Source organism: Streptomyces roseifaciens, assembly GCF_001445655.1.
GTDB lineage: Bacteria > Actinomycetota > Actinomycetes > Streptomycetales > Streptomycetaceae > Streptomyces > Streptomyces aureoversilis.
Genome location: NZ_LNBE01000004.1, coordinates 337,267 through 357,387 on the forward strand (window position 1 = coordinate 337,267; position 20,121 = coordinate 357,387).

General features: G+C 69.4%; 21 protein-coding genes, 2 tRNA genes and 1 pseudogene. 16 read left to right on the top strand and 8 right to left on the bottom strand.

Going from position 1 to position 20,121, the window contains the following annotated elements:
• Positions 1-134: 134 nt before the first annotated feature.
• A complete protein-coding gene (locus AS857_RS18580) occupies positions 135-1,529 on the bottom strand; it encodes an amino acid permease (protein ID WP_058044433.1) in 1,395 nt (464 codons plus the stop codon).
• A 281-nt stretch (positions 1,530-1,810) separates the two neighbouring features.
• Between AS857_RS18580 and AS857_RS37850 the strand changes: the two are divergent.
• A pseudogene (locus tag AS857_RS37850) lies at positions 1,811-2,314 on the top strand (biotin transporter BioY); the annotation flags it as partial.
• A 19-nt stretch (positions 2,315-2,333) separates the two neighbouring features.
• On the opposite strand, the gene AS857_RS18585 reads toward AS857_RS37850, so the two are convergent.
• Complete coding sequence (locus tag AS857_RS18585; protein WP_058044434.1) at positions 2,334-3,776, bottom strand: amino acid permease; 1,443 nt, start codon at positions 3,774-3,776, stop codon at positions 2,334-2,336.
• Positions 3,777-3,943: 167 nt separating this feature from the next.
• On the opposite strand from AS857_RS18585, the gene AS857_RS18590 reads away from it, so the two are divergent.
• Positions 3,944-4,432, top strand: a complete 489-nt coding sequence (locus AS857_RS18590; protein ID WP_058044435.1) for a ribose-5-phosphate isomerase — start codon at positions 3,944-3,946, stop codon at positions 4,430-4,432.
• A 167-nt stretch (positions 4,433-4,599) separates the two neighbouring features.
• Positions 4,600-5,409 carry an Fpg/Nei family DNA glycosylase gene (locus AS857_RS18595; protein ID WP_058044436.1) on the top strand — a complete coding sequence of 270 codons (810 nt, stop codon included), beginning with the start codon at positions 4,600-4,602 and terminating at the stop codon, positions 5,407-5,409.
• A 46-nt stretch (positions 5,410-5,455) separates the two neighbouring features.
• Here the strand turns inward: AS857_RS18595 and AS857_RS18600 are convergent, their stop codons facing one another.
• A complete protein-coding gene (locus AS857_RS18600; RefSeq protein ID WP_058044437.1) occupies positions 5,456-6,685 on the bottom strand; it encodes a GNAT family N-acetyltransferase in 1,230 nt (409 codons plus the stop codon).
• Between the two features lie 147 nt (positions 6,686-6,832).
• Here AS857_RS18600 and AS857_RS18605 point away from each other — a divergent pair, with 147 nt between their 5' ends.
• Both AS857_RS18605 and AS857_RS18610 read left to right on the top strand, forming a co-directional pair.
• On the top strand, positions 6,833-7,972 hold the full coding sequence (locus AS857_RS18605) for a PP2C family protein-serine/threonine phosphatase (RefSeq protein WP_058044438.1): 1,140 nt from the start codon (positions 6,833-6,835) through the stop codon (positions 7,970-7,972).
• A 22-nt stretch (positions 7,973-7,994) separates the two neighbouring features.
• On the top strand, positions 7,995-8,441 hold the full coding sequence (locus AS857_RS18610) for an HD domain-containing protein (protein WP_058044439.1): 447 nt from the start codon (positions 7,995-7,997) through the stop codon (positions 8,439-8,441).
• 21 nt (positions 8,442-8,462) lie between these two features.
• Here the strand turns inward: AS857_RS18610 and AS857_RS18615 are convergent, their stop codons facing one another.
• On the bottom strand, positions 8,463-9,545 hold the full coding sequence (locus tag AS857_RS18615) for an acyltransferase family protein (RefSeq protein ID WP_058044440.1): 1,083 nt from the start codon (positions 9,543-9,545) through the stop codon (positions 8,463-8,465).
• 227 nt (positions 9,546-9,772) lie between these two features.
• Between AS857_RS18615 and AS857_RS18620 the strand changes: the two genes are divergently transcribed.
• Positions 9,773-9,967, top strand: coding sequence for a hypothetical protein (locus AS857_RS18620; protein ID WP_058044441.1), 195 nt, complete (start codon positions 9,773-9,775; stop codon positions 9,965-9,967).
• A 107-nt stretch (positions 9,968-10,074) separates the two neighbouring features.
• On the opposite strand, the gene AS857_RS18625 is transcribed toward AS857_RS18620, so the two are convergent.
• Positions 10,075-10,148: transfer RNA gene (locus AS857_RS18625), tRNA-Gly, on the bottom strand.
• 198 nt (positions 10,149-10,346) lie between these two features.
• Between AS857_RS18625 and AS857_RS18630 the strand changes: the two genes are divergently transcribed.
• From AS857_RS18630 to AS857_RS18670, 9 genes are all read left to right on the top strand, one after another.
• A tRNA-Pro gene (locus tag AS857_RS18630) sits at positions 10,347-10,423 on the top strand.
• 157 nt (positions 10,424-10,580) lie between these two features.
• Entirely contained in the window at positions 10,581-11,933 is a 1,353-nt protein-coding gene (gene tig / locus AS857_RS18635; RefSeq protein WP_058044442.1) for a trigger factor, read from the top strand.
• A 389-nt stretch (positions 11,934-12,322) separates the two neighbouring features.
• A complete protein-coding gene (locus AS857_RS18640; RefSeq protein ID WP_058044443.1) occupies positions 12,323-12,928 on the top strand; it encodes an ATP-dependent Clp protease proteolytic subunit in 606 nt (201 codons plus the stop codon).
• Positions 12,929-13,021: 93 nt separating this feature from the next.
• Positions 13,022-13,675, top strand: coding sequence for an ATP-dependent Clp protease proteolytic subunit (locus tag AS857_RS18645; RefSeq protein ID WP_058044444.1), 654 nt, complete (start codon positions 13,022-13,024; stop codon positions 13,673-13,675).
• A gap of 142 nt (positions 13,676-13,817) precedes the next feature.
• A complete protein-coding gene (clpX, locus tag AS857_RS18650) occupies positions 13,818-15,107 on the top strand; it encodes an ATP-dependent Clp protease ATP-binding subunit ClpX (RefSeq protein WP_030366476.1) in 1,290 nt (429 codons plus the stop codon).
• A gap of 77 nt (positions 15,108-15,184) precedes the next feature.
• Positions 15,185-15,580, top strand: a complete 396-nt coding sequence (locus AS857_RS18655) for a hypothetical protein (protein WP_058044445.1) — start codon at positions 15,185-15,187, stop codon at positions 15,578-15,580.
• Positions 15,581-15,663: 83 nt separating this feature from the next.
• A complete protein-coding gene (locus tag AS857_RS18660) occupies positions 15,664-16,065 on the top strand; it encodes an ACT domain-containing protein (RefSeq protein ID WP_058044446.1) in 402 nt (133 codons plus the stop codon).
• A 191-nt stretch (positions 16,066-16,256) separates the two neighbouring features.
• A complete protein-coding gene (locus AS857_RS18665; protein WP_058044447.1) occupies positions 16,257-16,787 on the top strand; it encodes a DUF4232 domain-containing protein in 531 nt (176 codons plus the stop codon).
• 132 nt (positions 16,788-16,919) lie between these two features.
• Complete coding sequence (locus AS857_RS18670) at positions 16,920-17,339, top strand: hypothetical protein (RefSeq protein ID WP_058044448.1); 420 nt, start codon at positions 16,920-16,922, stop codon at positions 17,337-17,339.
• Positions 17,340-17,798: 459 nt separating this feature from the next.
• Here the strand turns inward: AS857_RS18670 and AS857_RS18675 are convergent, their stop codons facing one another.
• Entirely contained in the window at positions 17,799-18,041 is a 243-nt protein-coding gene (locus tag AS857_RS18675; protein ID WP_245700308.1) for a GntR family transcriptional regulator, read from the bottom strand.
• A gap of 171 nt (positions 18,042-18,212) precedes the next feature.
• On the opposite strand from AS857_RS18675, the gene AS857_RS42105 reads away from it, so the two are divergent.
• The gene (locus tag AS857_RS42105; RefSeq protein WP_338058268.1) at positions 18,213-18,620 is read left to right on the top strand and encodes a hypothetical protein; all 408 of its coding nucleotides are present in this window, start codon (positions 18,213-18,215) and stop codon (positions 18,618-18,620) included.
• Between the two features lie 99 nt (positions 18,621-18,719).
• On the opposite strand, the gene AS857_RS18685 is transcribed toward AS857_RS42105, so the two are convergent.
• Together AS857_RS18685 and AS857_RS18690 are read right to left on the bottom strand one after the other, a co-directional pair.
• A complete protein-coding gene (locus AS857_RS18685) occupies positions 18,720-19,004 on the bottom strand; it encodes a hypothetical protein (RefSeq protein WP_058044449.1) in 285 nt (94 codons plus the stop codon).
• 145 nt (positions 19,005-19,149) lie between these two features.
• Positions 19,150-20,082, bottom strand: a complete 933-nt coding sequence (locus AS857_RS18690) for a hypothetical protein (protein WP_058044450.1) — start codon at positions 20,080-20,082, stop codon at positions 19,150-19,152.
• Between the last annotated feature and the right edge of the window lie 39 nt (positions 20,083-20,121).

Genomic DNA, 20,121 nt, shown 5'->3' on the forward strand with positions numbered 1-20,121 from the left:
GGGGTCATGTTCGCCCAGGACAACACCTGTGACAGGGCTGTCCGATATTCAGACGGCGGTATGACTGTCCGTGCCTGACATCTCGCCAGAAGAGGAAGGAAATCAGCCGCCCGGAGCGCTCCGGGCGGCCGTGATCAGCCCGCCCGGCGCAGCCGGAGCTCGCGCACCCCGGCCACCAGGAGCACGGCACCGGTCGCCGCGGCCGACCACATCAGCTGCGGCCGGGCCCCCTCGTCGGTCAGCATCAGCACCAGCACCCCGGCCATCCCGGCCAGAGCGACCCAGGTCAGATAGGGGAAGCACCACATCCGCAGGGCGAGCCGCTCGGGCATCTCCCGCTCGATCCGGCGCCGCAGCCGCAGCTGCGAGACGGCGATCAGACCCCAGACGAAGAGCAGGACCGCACCCACGGCATTGAGCAAGTACCGGAAGATTGAATCCGGCCACTGGAGGTTGAGTATCACCGAGGCGAAACCGAACGCGACCGAGGCCAGCACGGCCCGGCGCGGCACGCCGCTGCCGGACACCTTCAGCAGCGCCTTGGGGGCCTCGTCGCGCTCGGCGAGCGAGAAGACCATCCGCGACGAGCCGTAGAGGTTGGCGTTCAGCGCCGACAGCAGCGCCACGAAGACCACGATGTTCATGATCTGCCCGGCGGCCGGGATGCCGATGTGGTCGAGCACGGCCACGTACGGGCTCTTGCCCGGCTCCATGGACGACCACGGCAGCAGGGTGACGATGACGATCATCGAGCCCACGTAGAAGAAGAGGATGCGCCACACGGCGCTGCGCACCGCACGGCCGACGGCGCGCGCCGGGTCGTCGGACTCGGCGGCGGCGATCGTGAGGACCTCCAGGCCGCCGAAGGCGAAGACGACCGCGAGGACGCCGGAGACGACGCCGCTCACGCCGTTGGGCAGGAAGCCGCCCTGGCCGGTGAGGTTGGTGAAGCCCACCGCCTCGGTGTCCGGCAGCACGCCGAAGACCGCCAGCAGGCTCAGCGCCAGGAAGAGGACGATCGCGCCGACCTTGAGCGCGGCGAACCAGAACTCGAACTCGCCGAAGTTCTTCACGGCGGTGAGGTTGGCGGCCGTGAAGACCACCATGAAGATCAGCACCCAGGCCCACTGCGGGACGCCCGGCACCCAGCCGTTGGCGATCTGGGCCGCGCCCGTGGCCTCCACGGCCAGCACGACCACCAGCAGGAACCAGTACAGCCAGCCGACGGTGAAGCCGGCCCAGCGGCCCAGCGCCCGCTCGGCGTGCACCGAGAAGGCGCCCGAGGCGGGCATGGCGGCGGACATCTCGCCGAGCATCCGCATCACCAGCATCGCGAGCGCACCCGCGATCAGGTAGGAGACGATGATGCCCGGACCCGCCACGGCGATTCCGGCGCCGGAGCCGACGAAGAGGCCGGCGCCGATGACGCCGCCCAGCCCGAGCATCGTCAGGTGCCGCTGCTTGAGCCCGGCCGACAGGGGTTCTTTCTCGGCCGCGAGGGAATCCGCGGCGGGGGGTGCGTCGTGCATGGGTTCGTACTCTCGGATCCGCGCGAAGGGCGCTGGCGATCTTCGCGCGGAGCGCAAAGGGGTATAGGTGACTCCACATTCTCCCGGTAATGCAGTCCGAGCCAAGCCTTACCGAGCTCCAGTGACAAGCATCACGCGATATTCCGCCCGCGCCGGGAACCACCCGGGGAAGTCTCCAAGCCGGAAGGCTCGCCTTTGTCATTGCCGCGCGATGTCCCTTCGAGTGCCCTCGGCTAACGTCACAAAGTCACTTGTCCCCACCACTTATCTGCGGAGTGAAGATGGCCACCGCCGCTGCCTCTGTTCCCCGGACCGGTACGGTCCTCGCCGATCTGCTCCCCGCCTCCACCGCAGGGCGCGCCCGCGTGCGCGATGCGGCCCTGATCCTGGGCGGAGCCGCCCTCACCGGCCTCGCGGCGCAGATCGCCGTCCCCGTCCCCGGCTCCCCGGTCCCCGTCAGCGGCCAGACCTTCGCGGTCCTGCTGGTCGGCACCGCCCTCGGTGCCCGCCGCGGCTTCCTCTCCCTCGCCCTGTACGCCGTCGCGGGCGTCGCGGGCATGCCGTGGTTCGCCGAGGCCAAGTCCGGCGCCGCCTTCCCGTCCTTCGGCTACGTCCTCGGCATGCTGCTCGCCGCGACCGTCGTCGGCGCCCTGGCCCGCCGCGGCGCCGACCGCTCGGTCCTGCGCACCGCCGGCACGATGGCGCTCGGCTCCGCGATCGTCTACGCGGTCGGCGTGCCGTACCTGGCCCTCGCCACGAACATGCCCTTCGCCGACGCCGTCGCGGTTTTTGATTTTGTTGAGGCTAGCGCCCGGCGTTCGCGCGGTGGCGGCGGTCCAGGACCAGGCCCAGCGCCACGACGATCACACCCACCAGCACGGAGGCGAGCACCGTCTGCCGGTTGTCACCACCGGTGTAGAGCATGTAGCCCAGCACGAAGGTGATCATGCCGATGGTGGCCCACGTCAGGTACGGGAAGAGCCACATCTTCACCGTGAGCTTCTCCGGCATCTCGCGCAGGATGATGCCGCGCATCTTCAGCTGGGTGAAGCAGATCACCAGCCAGACGAAGAGGGCGACGGCACCCGAGGCGTTCAGCAGGAACTTGAAGACGGTGTCCGGCCAGACGTAGTTGAAGATCACCGACACGAAGCCGAAGACGACCGAGGCGAGGATGGCGACCTGCGGCACGCCCCGCTTGTTGACCGTGGCGAAGGACTTCGGCGCGTCGCCGCGCTGGCCGAGGGAGAAGGCCATGCGGGAGGCGGTGTAGAGGCCGGAGTTCAGGCAGGACAGAACGGCCGTCAGGACGATGACGTTCATGATCTGGCCGGCGTGCGGGATGCCGATCGAGTCGAGCGCCGCGACGTAGCTGCCCTTGTCCGCGATCTCCTTGCTGTCCCACGGGAGCAGGCTGACCACGACGAAGATCGAGCCGAGGTAGAAGACGGCGATGCGCCAGATGACGCTGTTGGTGGCCTGGCGGACCGCGCGCTGCGGGTCCTCGGACTCACCGGCGGCGAGCGTGACGATCTCGCTGCCCATGAAGGAGAAGACGACCATCAGCACACCGGTGAGGATGGCGCCCGCTCCGTTGGGCAGGAACCCGCCGTGTGCGGTGAGGTTGTCCAGACCCGCGCCCGGGTTGTCCGAGCCCGGCAGCACGCCGAAGACGGCCAGCATGCCGATGACCACGAACGCGGCGATCGCGACGACCTTGATGCCGGCGAACCAGAACTCGAACTCGCCGTACGAGCTGACCGAGGCGAGGTTGGTCGCCGTCAGCACGATCATGACGATCAGGGCCCAGGCCCACTGCGGGACGGACGGTATCCAGCCGTTGAGGATGGCGGCGCCGGCGGTCGCCTCGACCGCCAGCACGACGACCCAGAAGAACCAGTACAGCCAGCCGATGGAGAAACCGGCCCAGCGGCCGAGCGCCCGGTCCGCGTAGGCGGAGAACGAGCCGGAGGTCGGGTTGGCCGCGGCCATCTCGCCGAGCATCCGCATCACGAAGACGACGAGCGTGCCGACGAGGGCGTAGGAGATGAGAATGCCGGGGCCGGCGGCGGCGATGCCGGAGGCGGAACCCACGAAGAGGCCCGCACCGATCACACCGCCAATGGCGATCATGGACAGGTGGCGGTTCTTGAGTCCGGCCTTGAGGCCTTCCCCGCCCGCCGCCGGGGCGTTGCCGGGATCGCCGGTCGTCGACCCCTTCGTCATGGTCGGCGGTGTCGCGCTCATATGCACGTTCCTTCGGGTTGTTCCTTTGGTTCTCGGGTTACGAGCCACCGCATTAGAACTTTTCGAAGGTGTCTTTAGGAAGACCCGAATCCATTTCGTTGTGTTCACTCAGAGTTACGACGACCTGCTGGCCGATCACGGTCCCCGTTCGTGCCACACTCGGACGCATGCGCGTGTACCTCGGCTCCGACCATGCCGGCTACGAACTCAAGAACCACCTCGTCGAGTGGCTCAAGGCCCACGGCCACGAGCCCGTCGACTGCGGTCCCCACATCTACGACGCCCAGGACGACTACCCGCCGTTCTGCCTCCGCGCCGCGGAGAGGACCGCCGCCGACGCCGACAGCCTCGGCATCGTGATCGGCGGCTCCGGCAACGGCGAGCAGATCGCCGCGAACAAGGTCAAGGGCGTCCGGGCCGCCCTCGCCTGGAGCGAGCAGACGGCCGCCCTCGGCCGCGAGCACAACAACGCCAACGTGATCAGCATCGGCGGCCGGATGCACACCGAGGAGGAGGCGACGAAGTTCGTCGAGATCTTCCTGGCCACGCCGTACTCCGGTGAGGAGCGCCACACCCGCCGCATCGAGATGCTGGCGCGCTACGAGGAGACGGGCGAGCTGCCCGCGATCCCGGCGCACCACCCGCAGCAGGGCTGACCTCCCGTCCCGGTCGCCGGGCAGGCGGGAGATCCAGCCTGTCCGGCGCTTGAGGAAGCCGCGCGCAGCGCGGTCCGGGGCCCGGGGCGGAGCCCCGGTTCGGGAAGGGGCGGGCAGGGGAGAAGCCGCCGGCCGCCCGCAGACGGAAGCACACAGGAGACACCGCCATGCCCGAAGGGCATACGATCCACCGCCTCGCGGCCGACCATCGTGACCTCTTCGCGGAGCGCCCCGTCCGGGTGACCAGCCCCCAGGGCAAGTTCTCCGACGGCGCGGCCCTCGTCGACGGCCGCCCCCTGGAGACCGCCGAGGCCCACGGCAAGCACCTCTTCCTCGGCTTCGGCGGCGGCGACTGGATCCACATCCACCTCGGTCTCTTCGGCAAGTACGCCTTCGGGACGGGGCACGCCCCGCCCCCCACCGACACGGTGCGCCTGCGCCTGGCGAACCCCGAGGGCCACGCGGACCTCCGCGGCCCCACCACCTGCGCCCTGATCACCGACGCCGAGAAGCAGGCGATACACGACCGCCTCGGCCCGGACCCGCTGCGTCCCGAGGACGACGGCGAGGCGGCCTGGCACCGCATCTCGCGCAGCCGCACCAGCGTCGCCGCCCTCCTCATGGACCAGAAGGTCATCGCGGGCGTCGGCAACGTCTACCGCGCCGAGGTCCTCTTCCGGCACGGAATCGACCCGTACCGGCTCGGCCGTGATCTGACCCGTTCCGAATGGGAAGGGATCTGGTCGGATCTGGTCGAGCTGATGCGCGAGGGCGTGCGCAACAACAGGATCGACACCGTGCGGCCCGAGCACACCCCGGAGGCCATGGGCCGCCCGCCGCGCGTCGACGACCACGGCGGCGAGGTCTACGTCTACCGCCGCGCCCGGATGGCCTGCCACATCTGCGGCGGCGAGATCCGCACCGCCGGTCTCGCCGCCCGCAATCTCTTCTGGTGCCCGGGCTGCCAGCAGCGCTGACAGCCCGTCAGCAGGATCCCGGTACCGCGGTGCCGTGGTTCCGCGGTCAGAAGCCGTGCGGCAGCCACGGCGCCACATCGCTGCCGAAGGCCGCCGCCGCCTCCTCCAGCGCACCCTCGCGCAGCTCCCGCACCCGGCCGGCCCCCGCCAGCGCGGCGAGCGACACCCCGCCGAGATAGGCCGACCCCAGCTCCCGTACGGACAGGGCCAGGTCGGCCGCGTCCTCGGTGCGCTCGCAGGACGCGCCCTTCGCATCGCCGGTCAGCCGCCACCGCCCCGCGTTCCAGGGGCAGAAGTCGTCGGCCACCTCCAGCACGACGTCCACCGGGCTCCGGTAGGTCCGCGCGGTGAGCGCGCTCCCCACCTCGACCAGCCGCACGTGCAGCGAGTCCTTGACCCGGGGCTCGCACCGCCGGATGTCGCTGACGAGATGCAGCAGCGGGTCGTCCACGGGCCGGTTGTGGGCGGTCACGAGCGACGTCAGGTCGATCTCCGTCAGATAGCGCCACAGGGCGGCGTACGCGGCCGGGGTCAGCGCCTCCACGTCGCGCAGGAGCACCGTCCCGCCCGGGCCCGACTCGGCCCACAGCGGCCGGACCGCGTACCGCGCGTACCCCACCGTCCGCCCGCCCTCCTCGGCGAGCACGCACTGCAGCGGCGACGCGCCCTCGCGCCCGTCCGCCGGGTCCAGCAGCGGCACGGCCTCCCAGCCCGGCTGCCGCGCGAGCATGCCCGGGCGGGCGGCTACCCGGCGTGCGTAGACCGCCTCGCAGGCGTCGCGCGCTTCATCGGGCTTCGACAAGCGCAGCCGCACCCCGTCCGTGCCCTCCGGGGCGGACACGCGCACGCGGGTCGTATCGATACGGACGCTCAGGGAGTGGGTCGCGATGCCGTAGCCGAACCGCCCGTAGATGTCCGGCTCGGAAGCCGTCAGGACGGCCAGGGGTTCGCCCCAGGCCCGCAGGTCGTCCAGCTGCCGCCGCATCATCTGCCGCAACACGCCGCGCCTCCGGTGCGTCGGCCGCACGCTCACCATCGTCACCCCGGCCGCGGGCACCGGGGCGCCCCCGGGAACCGTGATCCGCAGGGCGAACGCCCCGGTCGTACCCACCGCCTCCGCGCCGTCCCAGACCCCGACCGAACGGTCGAGGCCGGCCAGTTCACGCCACAGGGCGGCCTCCTCGGGGGCCTCGGGGACCCCGCCGAACCCCAGCTCCACCGCGGTGTACCAGGCGTCGAACTCAGCACCGCGAAGGACTCGCAACTCCGTCGTCATACCCCATGCCTAGCAGCGACCCGGCCCTCCGGGCGAAGGAATTTCGCATATGGGGCCGACCCCGCCGCACGGGACGTACCGTGCGCGGCCGTGTCGGCGCGGCGTGAGTCGACGCACCGCCGAATGGGTGGATAAGGTCACGATGCAATGACTGGCGGTGCGGAGACCCCGACGGCCCGGATGCGCAAGGCATGGCACCGGGCCCGTACAAGCGTGCGCAAAGCCGGGGTCGACTACTTCCGCGGCGACGGATCCGACTGGATCGCCCTCGCGGCCCTGCTGCTCACGATCCCCGCCCTCGCCCTGACCACCATCGCGCTGCCCGCCTGGTGCGTGCCCACCGCCCTCGTCCTGCCGATCGTCGCCGGCGGGCTGCTGCTGCGCCCCGCCAGCCTGCTCGCGCTGTACGCGGCCTCGGCCGTGGCCCTCATCGCCGAGGCCGCCGTGCTCAACCCCGACGCCTCCGGCGACGGCGTCCGCGTCACGCCCGGCACGATCCTCGTCGTCGCCGCCGTCGGCCTCCTCGGGCTGCTCATCGCCCAGTTCCGCAGCCGCGTCGGCGTGCCCTGGCGGCGCGGCGGCACCATGCTCTTCGACCTGCGCGAACGCATCCGCGTCCAGAGCAAGCTGCCCAAGCTGCCGCGCGGCTGGCACCGGGAGATGGCGCTGCGCCCGGCCGGCGGCCAGTCCTTCTCCGGCGACTTCGTCGTCGCCGCCCGGACGAACGGCGGCCGCACCCTGGAGGTCGTCCTGACGGACGTCTCCGGCAAGGGCATGGACGCCGCCTCCCGCGCGCTCCTGCTCTCCGGCGCCTTCGGCGGCCTCCTCGGCTCCCTGCCGCCCCACGCCTTCCTGCCCGCCGCCAACGGCTACCTGCTCCGCCAGGACTGGGACGAGGGCTTCGCGACCTCCGTGCACCTCGTCCTCGACCTCGACAGCGGCGACTACGAGATGTTCTCCGCGGGCCACCTGCCCGGCCTCCAGCTCTGCGCCGGCACCGGCCGCTGGGAGGAGAAGGCCGCGGAGGGGCCGCTGCTCGGCGTGTACGACGGCGCCCAGTTCGACCCGATAAAGGGCACCCTGCAGCCCGGCGACGTCCTCATGCTCTTCACCGACGGACTGGTCGAGACCTCCGAGCGGGACCTCACCGAAGGCATGGACCGCCTCACCGGCGAGGCCGACCGCTACGTCTCCGCCGGCTTCCAGGGCGCGGCCTGGCACCTGATCGAGGCCGTCGCGAAGGACGTCAACGACGACCGGGCCCTGCTGCTGATCTGCCGGCACTGACCCGCAACCACGGAGGACCCGCATGACCGCTCTCGACCTCGCCGCCGTGGAGGCGCTCGCGCGGCGCGCGCACGCCGCCCAGACCGACAAGGCCGGCCGCCCGTACACCGAGCACCTGGCCGCCGTAGCCGAGGGCGTACGGCGGCGCGGCGGCAGCGACGAGCAGATGGCCGCGGCCTGGCTGCACGACGCCGTCGAGGACGGCGCGGTGAGCGAGGAGTGGCTGGAGGCCTCGGAGCTGCCCCGGCCGGTCAAGGACATGGTCCTGGCGGTCACGAAGCGCCCGGGCGAGGCCCCGGAGGACTACGCGGCCCGCATCCTGGCCACGCCGGGAGCCCTCCTGGTCAAGGAATCGGACCTGGCGCACAACTCCGACCCGGAGCGGGCGAAGGAACTGGACGAGGCGACGCGGGGTCGCCTGGCGGCGAAGTACGCGCGGATGCGGCGGCTGCTGGGCATCGAGGCGTAGGGACGCGGCCGGTCCGTAGGCCTAGGGCTTACGGAACGCCCACTCCATGCGCGGCTCCATGACACACCGGAACACCCGCCGCACAGGCGACGTGCACAGCGCCGTCATGCCCGCGATCGCGATCAGGGTGACCACGACCTCGCCGACCGGCCCGCGGATCCACGCGGCCGCGTCGTACCACTCCCACCAGCGCGACAGCTTGATCAGGAAGCCGTGCAGCAGGTACCCGTACAGGGTCCCCGCGCCCAGCGCCGTGAACCACACCTTGCGGCGCGGCACCCAGGCCAGGAACCCCGCCGTGAGCACGGCCGCGCAGGCGAACAGGACGAAGGTCATCACCGGGGCCGTCCAGGCCGGCTCGTGCAGGTCCTGGACGGCGCTGCTGCGGTAGAGCCAGCCGGTGTCCAGCCGGGGCGCCAGCCAGTACGCGACGGCGATCGCCGCGGCGAAGACCGGCACCGCCGCGATCCGCACCCAGCGGCGCCGCACCATCTCGAAGTGCTCGCGGCGCAGGTGCAGTCCGATCACGAAGAACGGCAGGAACTGCAGCACCCGCTCCATGGCGAAGTCGCCGCCGACCTCGGGGGAGACCGCGGCCAGGACGGCCACGGCGAAGGCGACGGGGATCGGCCGGCGGATGAGCTTCCACACCGGGGTGGTCAGCCGCCAGATGAAGAGCGCGGCCAGGAACCAGTTCAGGTACCACGGGTTGAGCAGGGAAATGGGCTCCGGCGGCGCGTCGTCCTCCGCCCAGTGCTGGAAGTACGTGTAGGCGACTTCGAAGACCAGGTACGGCACGACCACACCCGTGAGCAGGCGCTTGAGCTTGGCGGGGCTCAGATCGAAGCCGCGGGAGAAATAGCCGGATATCAGGATGAACGCCGGCATGTGGAAGGTGTACACGGTCATGTAGAGCGCCAGCGCGGCCCGGCTGGTGTGCGAGAGCGGCTCCCACGCGTGCCCCAGCGCCACGAGGACGATCGCGAGGTATTTCGCGTTGTCGAAAAAGGGATCGCGCTGTGCTGGGGCGGCGGGTGCGGACGCAGTGCCGGGCTGCCCCGAGGGGATCACCGCGCGGGCGGGAGGTGTGACAGCGGGGGACATCCGACGCACCCTAGCGGCGCCGAAGCCGCCGCCGCCACGCGGACCGTCAAGTCACCCGATTTCCACTGCCCACGGCTTTGCAGGCAGTTTCTGGACGAAGTGCCGATGAAATGTCACAGGCCCACGGAAACAGGCAAGTTGGTGGCACGATGGTTGACGGGCGAGGGCCGCGGGGAGCATGTCTCCCGGGCAGACCAGTGAGTATCCGACCGAGGGTGTGATCAGTTGTGGCCATTTCGCTGTCAGTGGTGCTGCTCTTGGCGATCGTGCTGGTGGTGCTCTTCCGCTCCGGCAGCATCAAGGGCGGCCCGGCACTCGTCGCCATCCTCTTCGGCTTCTTCCTCGCCTCGACGGGCATGGCGCCGTCGATCCAGAGGTTCCTGAACTCGATCGCCGAGACGATAAACGGCATCAAGTTCTGAGCCGCCCGGACGGCGTTCCCCGGGTAGGACACGGGAACGCCACGGGAAACCGGCAGGGGACCCGGCAGAGGAACGACAAACGCCTCCGGCAGGGCCGGAGGCGTCGGTGGAGCGGGCGACGGGAATCGAACCCGCGTAGCCAGTTTGGAAGACTGGGGCTCTACCATTGAGCTACGCCCGCATGCGCCGCGAACCCGGACAGGGCCGTGCGGCACGTTGTGCATCGTAGCGGGTCCGGGCCGTGCATCGCACGTCACCCCTTCGGCCCTCCGCCGCGCGCCGCTTCCGCGCCGCCTCCGCGCCGCCCCGTGCTTCCCGGCGCCGACGTTAATCAGGCCACTGTTACCCCCGCGGGCATGTACCCTACGTCTCGCACTTACGGGGTGTGGCGCAGCTTGGTAGCGCGTCCGCTTTGGGAGCGGAAGGTCGTCGGTTCGAATCCGGCCACCCCGACCACACGACCACGGTCAAGATCACATTGTGGGGCTCATCCTGCTTGCGGTTACTATGCAAGCTGCGCGCCCGTGTGTCTGCACCACCGAGTCTGCCTACCGGGCGCGATCCGCTGAACCTCAGCAGAATCACCAGAAGTCAGCCCCAAGGAGACCGAACCGTGAAGAGCGCCGTGGAGACCCTGAACCCGACTCGGGTTCGGCTCACTGTCGAGGTGCCCTTCGAGGAGCTCAAGGCCAGCCTCGACGCGGCGTACAAGAAGATCAACCAGCAGGTCACGGTGAAGGGCTTCCGTCAGGGCAAGATCCCGGCCCGTGTCATCGACCAGCGCTTCGGCCGCGGTGCGGTGCTGGAGGAGGCCGTCAACGACGCGCTTCCGAAGTTCTACACCGAGGCGATCAACGAGGCCGAGCTGAACCCGCTGGGTCAGCCCGAGGTCGACATCACGGAGCTGAAGGACGGCGAGCTGCTGGCCTTCACCGCCGAGGTGGACATCCGCCCGACCCTGGAGATCCCGGACTACTCCGGCATCGAGGTCACCGTCGACTCCGTCGAGGTCACCGACGAGGACGTCGAGAAGTCGCTCGAGCAGCTGCGCGACCGCTTCGCGACCACCTCCCCCGTCGAGCGCGCCGCCGCCGAGGGTGACATCGTCACCGTCGACCTGGAGGCCAAGGTCGACGGCGAGGTCCTCGAGGACGGCGTCGCCAAGGGCGTCGACTACACCATCGGCTCCGGCCAGCTGCTCGACGGCATCGACGAGGCCGTGACCGGTCTCGAGGCCGGCGGCACCGCCACCTTCACCTCCGAGCTCAAGGGCGGTTCCGCCGAGGGCAAGGAGGCCGAGGTCAAGGTCGACGTCACCGCCGTCAAGTCCCGCGAACTGCCGGAGCTCGACGACGACTTCGCCCAGCTGGCGAGCGAGTTCGACACGCTGGAGGAGCTGCGCGCCGACAGCCGCAAGCGCCTCGAGCGGATGAAGAAGTTCGACCAGGCCACGCAGGCCCAGGAGAAGGTCCTCGACGAGCTGATCAAGCTGGTCGAGGTCCCGATGCCGGAGAAGCTGCTCGAGGACGAGGTCAACACCCGCAAGCACAACCTCGAGCACCACCAGCTGGGCCAGATGGGCCTGGACCTGGCGAAGTACCTGGAGATCCAGGGCAAGTCCGCCGAGGAGTTCGACGCCGAGCTCAAGGAGCAGGCCGAGAAGGGCATCAAGACCCAGTTCATCCTCGACGAGATCGTCAACAAGGAGAAGGTCTCGGTCGGCCAGGAGGAGCTCACCGAGCACCTCATGCGCCGTGCCCAGTCCTCCGGCATGAGCCCCGACCAGTTCGCCCAGGCGGTCGTCGAGGGCGGCCAGGTCCCGATGCTGGTCGGCGAGGTCGCCCGCGGCAAGGCGCTGGCCACCGTGGTCGAGGCCGCCACCGTCAAGGACGCGTCCGGCGAGGTCATCAGCCTGGACGACGAGGACGAGGACGGCGAGACCGCCGAGGCCACCACCGAGGCCTGAGCCCCGGCAGCCGCATAGGGCGGCCGCTCAGGCAGCCGCACAGCAGCTACGGACGGGTCCGGACGTTTTCACGCGTCCGGGCCCGTCCGCGTCCCCGGGTGCCCCAGGGTGCCCGGGGGCGCCCGGCGCGCCTCGAAGGCGCCTCAAAGGGCCTCCGCCGGCCTCTGCGGGCTGCTGTGCGACCTGCGGAACCTGCGCTCAGAGCGAACAGTTCCTGATGCGGGATGGCGCCCGCCGAACAGCGCGTTAGGGTCCGTAGATACGAGGGCAGGGGAGACATGGCAGCGCGCCGGCGAGCAGTCCGGCCGAGCCGGACCCCGGTCCCCGGAGAAGACGCGGAGACGGCCCGTTGCCGTCAGAGACGAGCAGGTGGATACGTGACGAATCTGATGCCTTCCGCCGCCGGTGAGATCGCCATCGGTGGTGGCCTCGGCGACCAGGTCTACAACCGGCTGCTCGGGGAGCGGATCATCTTCCTCGGCCAGCAGGTCGACGACGACATCGCCAACAAGATCACGGCGCAGATGCTCCTCCTGGCCGCCGACCCGGACAAGGACATCTACCTCTACATCAACAGCCCCGGCGGCTCGGTGACGGCCGGCATGGCGGTCTACGACACCATGCAGTACATCCCGAACGACGTGGTCACCATCGGCATGGGCCTCGCGGCCTCGATGGGCCAGTTCCTGCTGACCGGCGGCACCCCGGGCAAGCGCTTCGCGCTGCCCAACACCGACATCCTCATGCACCAGGGGTCCGCGGGCCTCGGCGGCACCGCCTCGGACATCAAGATCCAGGCCGAGCAGCTGCTGCGCACCAAGAAGCGCATGGCCGAGATCACCGCGCACCACACCGGCCAGACCGTGGAGACGATCATCCGCGACGGTGACCGGGACCGCTGGTTCACCGCGCAGGAGGCCAAGGAGTACGGGATCATCGACGAGATCATCACCCACGCTTCCGGCGTTCCGGGCGGCGGCGGCACCGGGGCCTGAGCCCCGGCGCAGTACGTACCGCCAGAGAGCCCGCTTCCGGGCCGGGAAGCTGCTTCCCGGCCCATCGACCGCCACCAGGATGGTGAAACCCGCATGAACATCTCGTCCCCGAGCGGCCTGTACACCGGCCCCCAGGCCGAGGCCCGCTACGTCGTCCCGCGCTTCGTCGAGCGCACCTCCCAGGGCGTCCGCGAGTACGACCCGTACGCGAAGCTCTTCGAAGAGCGCGTGATCTTCCTCGGCGTGCAGATCGACGACGCCTCCGCCAACGACGTCATGGCGCAGCTGCTGTGCCTGGAGTCGATGGACCCGGACCGCGACATCTCGATCTACATCAACAGCCCCGGCGGCTCGTTCACGGCCCTCACGGCCATCTACGACACGATGCAGTTCGTGAAGCCGGACATCCAGACGGTCTGCATGGGCCAGGCCGCCTCCGCCGCCGCGATCCTGCTCGCGGCCGGCACCCCGGGCAAGCGCATGGCCCTGCCCAACGCCCGCGTGCTGATCCACCAGCCCTCCAGCCAGACGGGCCGCGAGCAGCTCTCCGACCTGGAGATCGCCGCGAAGGAGATCATGCGGATGCGCACCCAGCTGGAGGAGATGCTGGCCAAGCACTCCACCCAGCCGATCGAGAAGATCCGGGACGACATCGAGCGCGACAAGATCCTCACGGCCGAGGACGCGCTCGCCTACGGCCTGGTCGACCAGATCGTTTCTACCCGCAAGAGTTCCGTAAACGTTTGATCGCCGTGCCGCTGGTATCCCCCTTGAGCCGACCGAGTAAGGCCAAGGGGGGCCCGCTCGGGGGGCCCGGCAAGGTACCGTCGATAGGCAAGCACCCGGGTTCGCAGTGCAAGGCGGATCCCAGGCGAAGGGGAAGCACCTCGTGGCACGCATCGGTGACGGCGGCGATCTGCTCAAGTGCTCGTTCTGCGGCAAGAGCCAGAAGCAGGTGAAGAAGCTCATCGCGGGTCCTGGTGTGTACATCTGCGACGAGTGCATCGACCTCTGCAACGAGATCATCGAGGAAGAGCTCGCGGAGACGAGCGAGGTGCGCTGGGAGGAACTCCCGAAGCCCCGCGAAATCTACGAGTTCCTCGAAGGCTATGTCGTGGGCCAGGAGGCCGCGAAAAAGGCCCTCTCTGTCGCCGTCTACAACCACTACAAGCGCGTGCAGGCCGGCGAGACCGGCGCGCACAACCGTGACGACGGCATCGAGCTCGCCAAGTCCAACATCCTGCTGCTGGGCCCCACGGGCTCCGGCAAGACGCTGCTGGCCCAGACCCTGGCCCGCATGCTGAACGTCCCCTTCGCCATCGCCGACGCGACGGCCCTGACGGAGGCCGGCTATGTCGGCGAGGACGTCGAGAACATCCTGCTGAAGCTGATCCAGGCCGCCGACTACGACGTCAAGAAGGCCGAGACCGGCATCATCTACATCGATGAGATCGACAAGGTCGCCCGTAAGAGCGAAAATCCGTCGATCACACGGGACGTGTCGGGCGAGGGCGTCCAGCAGGCTCTGCTGAAGATCCTGGAAGGCACCACGGCCTCGGTCCCGCCCCAGGGCGGCCGCAAGCACCCGCACCAGGAATTCATCCAGATCGACACGACGAACGTGCTGTTCATCGTCGGCGGCGCCTTCTCCGGCCTGGAGAAGATCATCGAGTCCCGGGCGGGCGCCAAGGGCATCGGCTTCGGCGCGACGATCCGCTCCAAGCGCGAGATCGAGGCCAGCGATCAGTTCCAGGAGGTCATGCCGGAGGACCTGGTCAAGTTCGGCATGATCCCGGAGTTCATCGGCCGCCTGCCGGTCATCACCTCCGTCCACAACCTGGACCGCGAGGCCCTGCTCCAGATCCTGGTCGAGCCGCGTAACGCCCTGGTGAAGCAGTACCAGCGTCTGTTTGAACTCGACGGCGTCGAGCTGGAGTTCGACCGCCCCGCCCTGGAGGCCATCGCCGACCAGGCCATCCTCCGCGGCACGGGGGCGCGCGGCCTGCGCGCCATCATGGAGGAAGTCCTGATGTCGGTGATGTACGAGGTCCCGTCGAGGAAGGACGTGGCCCGCGTCGTCATCACGGCGGACGTCGTCCACTCGAACGTCAACCCGACCCTGGTCCCGCGCGAGCCGCGCATCGTGGGCAAGGACGAACGGCACGAGAAGAGCGCGTAGGCGCTGCGCTGAGCTGAGCTCGCGCAAGGGGTGCCCGGCGGATCGCCGGGTGCCCCTTTCTTGTTGTCTGCGGGTTCGTGGAACTGGTGAACGGGCTGGGCCCACTGGACGCGCCGGCGCGTGCCCTGGGAACGGTTGGCGAAGAGTCCGTCGCGTACTACTCGGAACTGCTGGAGATCGGCCTGGGAGAGACCCCGGCGAGGGAGACCTGGAGGAACCTGATGACCATCCGTACGTACTTCCCCGGCCGGGGCACCCTCGTCGAGGAGACGCTCCTGGAGGGCACGGCCAAGGGCGAGGCCAAGGGTAAGGCGGAGATGGTGTTGCGCGTGCTGGAGCACCGTGGGGTTCCGGTGTCCGACAGGGACCGGGAGCGCATCGCGGAGTGCACGGATCTGGGCATCGTGCAGGGCTGGGCCGACCGCGCCTTCACCGTCGCCTCCATCGAGGAGCTCTTCGGCGAGGAGAGCTGAGCGGTAGCGTGGAAGAGGGCGTCCGGACGAGTGCCGGGCGCCCTTTCGTGTGTCCGTGCACGCTCGTACGTAGGGTGGCGGGCATGGCAGGAGAACGCGATCTGACGAAGCTGCTGGGCGGTATGCGGCCCGTGCTCAACGGCGGGCGGTACGTGTACGGGACGGTGGAGGGGGAGGCCCCGGCGGGTGTGGCCCCCGTCGTGACGGTGAGGGAACCGGAAGGCCTCACCGTGGTCGTACGGCAGGAGGAGGCCGACGCGGCCGGCCTGGCGTACGAGTACGTGGCGGGCTGGATCACGCTGCAGGTCCATTCGGCGCTGGAGGCGGTAGGCCTCACGGCAGCAGTCGCCCAGGCCCTCGCCCAGGCCGACCTCAGCTGCAACGTCGTGGCGGGCTTCCACCACGACCACCTCTTCGTCCCGTACGAGCGGGCGGAGGAGGCGGTGAGCCTGCTGGAGGCGCTGGCGGAGGGGGCGGGGGAGTAGCCGGCCCGTTCTCGTTCCAGTGCGGCGTTCCAGGCGGGCGGTGTTTCCGCAGGTCGGGTTGGGTGGAAATGTTCCGGTGTCCCGAATGATGCGGTGGATCTTGTGAGCGCGGGAGAGTGAGAGACAGGCTGGCGACACGCCCCGGGCAACTCCGCCCCAGGGGGCGTTCGGCAACCCTTGGAGACACTCGTATGCGTACCGCCCGCATCACCGCCACCGGCCTCGCCCTCGCAGCCACGCTGCTCGTCGGCACCGCCGCCGCCACGACTGCTCAGGCGCAGGCCGCGGAACCGGCGGCGACGTCCATCCCGGCCTGCTCCTTGAGCAACACCAAGGTCACGGTCCAGAACGTGTCCCGCCCGATCAACCACCAGCTGCTGACGGCCACCAACACCAGCTCCCAGCCGTGCTTCGCCTATGCCCACCCGCACCTCGCTTTCGACGCCGCGCAGCACGTGGTGCCGGTCGTGGAGGACTCCATCCCGCAGGCCGTCGTCACGTTGGAGCCCGGCCAGTCCGCGTACGCGGGCATCAACCTGTCCGCCGCCGACGGCTCCGGCACGGACGGGCGCACCGCGAGCGTCCTGCGGGTGAGCTTCGACGAGGGCGACGGCACGCAGAGCCGGGCGCGCACGGTGAAGCTCCCCAAGGACACGTGGGTCGACAGCAAGGCGGCGGTGACGTACTGGCAGAGCGACGTCGAAAGCGCCCTGATGTGGTGAAGCCGCGGACGGCTCAAGGCAGCCCGGGTGGTGGCTGATTAGGGCTCTGGCCAGGGGAGGCGGGGTGGGCGAGCATGCGGTGGGTCCGGCCCGGTTTCGGGCCCACGTATCCCCGACGTTCAGGAGAAGGTCATGGCCGGTCACTTCATCCTCAAGAGCATCAGCAACAGCGATCTGACCATCGCGACGAGTAAGGGCGCCGCTTGGTCCCCCCTCCAGCACGCCAACGTCGGTTGGAACGCGGCCTCGCGTGCCGTGCTGTCCAAGGCCCTCTCCGGCCAGTCGATCGGCAACCGCGACGGCTTACCGCCCCACCGCTACCTGGAGTCCAAGGTCAGCACCGGCCCGACGCTGGAGAAGTACCTGCGCAGCGCCGGCTGGGCCGACCTGCTCATCCGCCCGGCCAGCCCGGGCCTGGGGCTCCGCGAGCTGAGCCCGAAGGCCAAGGCGGCCTGGGACCGCGGCGACCGCACCGGCGCCCTGGTCGAGCAGTTCCTGCACGGCACGGCGACCGTGGAGGTGTACTACATCAACGGGACCGAGATGAGCTGAGCGGGGGCTGGGGTCAAGGCAGGCCGGCGGGGGGCAGGTGGGGGCTCGGGTCCGGTGTGTTGGCTGTGTGGTGGGTGGGGTGTTGAGCGCCGTACTCCTGCCGTCACGGATGCGGCTGCGTGAGGAGACCTTGCGCTCCGGCCGTGGCTGAGGGTGAGCGGGCTGCTGCCGCGATGTGGTTCCTGCCGTCGTGGGCGCTTCGCTCAGCTCGGCACCGTAGTGGCCGGGCGTCCGGCTGTCCCGCGGTGGGGACTCTTGTGGCACGGGGTGCCTGGTGGGCTGCTGAGGCGCTCGACCGCCATCTTGAGTCACTTATCCGCCGCCCTACGGCGCAGGCCGGTGGATTTCCGCGCCCAAGTGCATCCCGCAGCCGGACGAGCAACCACGACGGTGCCGCGCTGAGCGAAGCACCCATGACGTGCCCGGCCACATCGCGGCAGCTGCCAGCCTGTCTTGACCTCAGCCGTCCTGCGGCTGCGGGGAGACGTACGAGCCCAAGCCCGGTTCCGTGTAGATGAGCCCCTCCTCGCGCAGTCCACGGTGGACCTTGTGGGCCGTCATGGCCGCGATGCCGAACTCTTCGGTGAGTTGGTTGATTGACGGAACGCGCGAGCGGGGCGGGTACGTGCCGTCCTTGATGCGTTGCCGGATCACTTCGGCCACTTGGCGCCAGCGCGGGATGTCAGGAGCGAATTCGACCACATGGGAACGCTACGTGTTCCAAGTGTTCACTGCAATGCACAGATATCTTCGTTCCCTTAGTTATCTACGGGCCCTATGGTTCCCTGCGCTAGGCTCTCCGCGTTGTGGAAGACCCCGGCGACCGCTGGCACGGTCCCGGGGCGTGGCCAACGCCTACGTAGGAGCGTCGACATGCGCAACCTTATCCGCCGCTGGTTCCGTCAGGTACGGCAGATTTCCGCCCCCGAACCACCGCCCGTCCCGCAACCCCGTACCCCAGAGGGGCCGTCCTGCAGGGTCTACGTATGGGCCACCGCCCACGGCATCGACCTCCGGCCCCGGTCTCCGTTGGGCGCGTGCACCTGCGCTGCCCGGAACCATCAGCAACCCCTGCCCGGCATCGGCACGTTCGTCCTGGACACCCGCGACGGAGCCGTCGGGCAGGTCATGCGCAACGGCGGGCCGCAGCTCCTGCTGCGTACGCTCGCAGGAGGCAAGGAGTGGGAGGCCGCACCCGACGCGGTCCGGCCCGTCACCGAGGCCGAGCTGCTCAGCGCCAAGGTGCAGGCCGCCAACACCGCCAGCAGATGGGGGAAATAGCCGAGTGCGGTAACGGCCGCAGCTGTGGCCGTTACCGCTGGCAGGCTGACGTTCCCTGCTCGGTGGTCAGGCAGGGTTGTCAGAGATGCCTGAGGTGCCTCAGTGGGCGGCGCACGCGAAGTCGGCGTGTGCGGGGCGAACGCCGAGGAGCTTCAGCATCTCTATGCAGGGCTCGTTGCCGCCCGTCATTTCATCGCTCCAGTCGTTAGCTGCAAACTGGCAAGCCTCCTTCACCTTGGGGCCGACAGAGTAGCCGTACGACTTGAGGTAACTCGTGCACTGGGCAGGAGTGGCTTCTGCCGTAGTCGAGGTGGCGAGTTGAAGCGTGCCAGCCGCCATGATCAGCCCTGCTGCAACCGCCACCCGCTGCGCCAACTTGCGCACGTTGTTGTCTCCCTCATGTTTGAGTAGCCTGCCGGGCAACCTCAATGGCCGCTCGGCAGACTTGATCATCCTTGTGGGTGACGCTACTAGCAGGACCGACAACAGACCGTCGCTATCCAGCCAACTTTCAGACTGTCGCGAGAGCTCACTTGTCCTTGCGGACCTCGTTGCGGATCTTGGCGGTTGCCCCGGCCATGTCCTGGGCGGACATCACGTTGCCGGTGGCGGCGCTGCCTCCGTAGGGGCTGTTGCTCTTCGAGACCGCATGCCGCACGAAACCGACGGCGCTCGAGTCGCCCCAGATGCAGGTGCTGAACTCGTTTGAGGCCGAAATGGCGCCCATGGCGACTGTCGACTTCTTGGTCGAGCACTTCATGACTGCGCCGTCGAAGCCACTCGGGGAGAACTCCGCCCAGGCCGTGACCGTCTCGATCTTGGCGCCCTGCATGGCTGCAGAGTTCTTCTTCTCGTTCTCCTCCATCTGCGCGATCATCGCGTCGACCGTCTTCTTCGGGTCCGATAGATCGCCGTGCACGCCCGTCACGTGAAGGTTCTGCTTCTCGGCGTTGGTGTAGCTGCCCGAGACGGCCGTGCCGTTGGAGATCCCCAACTGCTTGATCTTCTCGTTGTTCGTCAGGTCCTGAGTGTCCGTCTGCTTGGACCCCGGGGAGCTCACACTGCTCTTCGTGTACTTCCCGTCCAGCAGCTTGTCCGGCATCACGATCGTGTACGGCTTGACCTCGCCGTCGCCGCCCATGAAGTACACCGCACCCGCGATGAGCGCGCCCACGACCGCCACCGCGCCGATCGTGATGCCGATCGCCTTGCCCTTGCCGCCGCCCTGGGGCGGGACCGGCGGGGGGTACTGGCCCGGGTAGCCGGGCTGGGGCTGCTGGCCGTACGGGGCCGGCTGCTGGGGGGCGCCGTAGGGCTGCTGCGGGGCGCCGTAGGGCGTGCCGGGCGGCGGGGGCGGCGGCGGGTAACCGTAACCGGGCTGGCCGGCGGGCGCGCCCTGGGCGTAGGGGCCCGGCTGCTGGGGCGGCTGCTGCCCGTACGGGCCCGGCTGGTTGTAGCTCATGCGTCTCTCTCGATCCGTGGGGGGACTCGTGTGACAGTC

Bases quoted from the DNA above. Each gene is read 5' to 3' on its own strand.
- AS857_RS18670 (WP_058044448.1), top strand. From the start codon at position 16,920: ATGGCCGGTCACTTCATCCTCAAGAGCATCAGCAACAGCGATCTGACC.
- AS857_RS18640 (WP_058044443.1), top strand. From the start codon at position 12,323: ATGCCTTCCGCCGCCGGTGAGATCGCCATCGGTGGTGGCCTCGGCGAC.
- AS857_RS18615 (WP_058044440.1), bottom strand. From the start codon at position 9,545: ATGTCCCCCGCTGTCACACCTCCCGCCCGCGCGGTGATCCCCTCGGGG.
- AS857_RS18585 (WP_058044434.1), bottom strand. From the start codon at position 3,776: ATGAGCGCGACACCGCCGACCATGACGAAGGGGTCGACGACCGGCGAT.
- AS857_RS18595 (WP_058044436.1), top strand. From the start codon at position 4,600: ATGCCCGAAGGGCATACGATCCACCGCCTCGCGGCCGACCATCGTGAC.
- AS857_RS18580 (WP_058044433.1), bottom strand. From the start codon at position 1,529: ATGCACGACGCACCCCCCGCCGCGGATTCCCTCGCGGCCGAGAAAGAA.
- AS857_RS18660 (WP_058044446.1), top strand. From the start codon at position 15,664: ATGGCAGGAGAACGCGATCTGACGAAGCTGCTGGGCGGTATGCGGCCC.
- AS857_RS18645 (WP_058044444.1), top strand. From the start codon at position 13,022: ATGAACATCTCGTCCCCGAGCGGCCTGTACACCGGCCCCCAGGCCGAG.
- AS857_RS18690 (WP_058044450.1), bottom strand. From the start codon at position 20,082: ATGAGCTACAACCAGCCGGGCCCGTACGGGCAGCAGCCGCCCCAGCAG.
- AS857_RS18600 (WP_058044437.1), bottom strand. From the start codon at position 6,685: ATGACGACGGAGTTGCGAGTCCTTCGCGGTGCTGAGTTCGACGCCTGG.
- AS857_RS18665 (WP_058044447.1), top strand. From the start codon at position 16,257: ATGCGTACCGCCCGCATCACCGCCACCGGCCTCGCCCTCGCAGCCACG.
- AS857_RS18610 (WP_058044439.1), top strand. From the start codon at position 7,995: ATGACCGCTCTCGACCTCGCCGCCGTGGAGGCGCTCGCGCGGCGCGCG.
- AS857_RS42105 (WP_338058268.1), top strand. From the start codon at position 18,213: ATGCGCAACCTTATCCGCCGCTGGTTCCGTCAGGTACGGCAGATTTCC.
- AS857_RS18590 (WP_058044435.1), top strand. From the start codon at position 3,944: ATGCGCGTGTACCTCGGCTCCGACCATGCCGGCTACGAACTCAAGAAC.
- AS857_RS18605 (WP_058044438.1), top strand. From the start codon at position 6,833: ATGACTGGCGGTGCGGAGACCCCGACGGCCCGGATGCGCAAGGCATGG.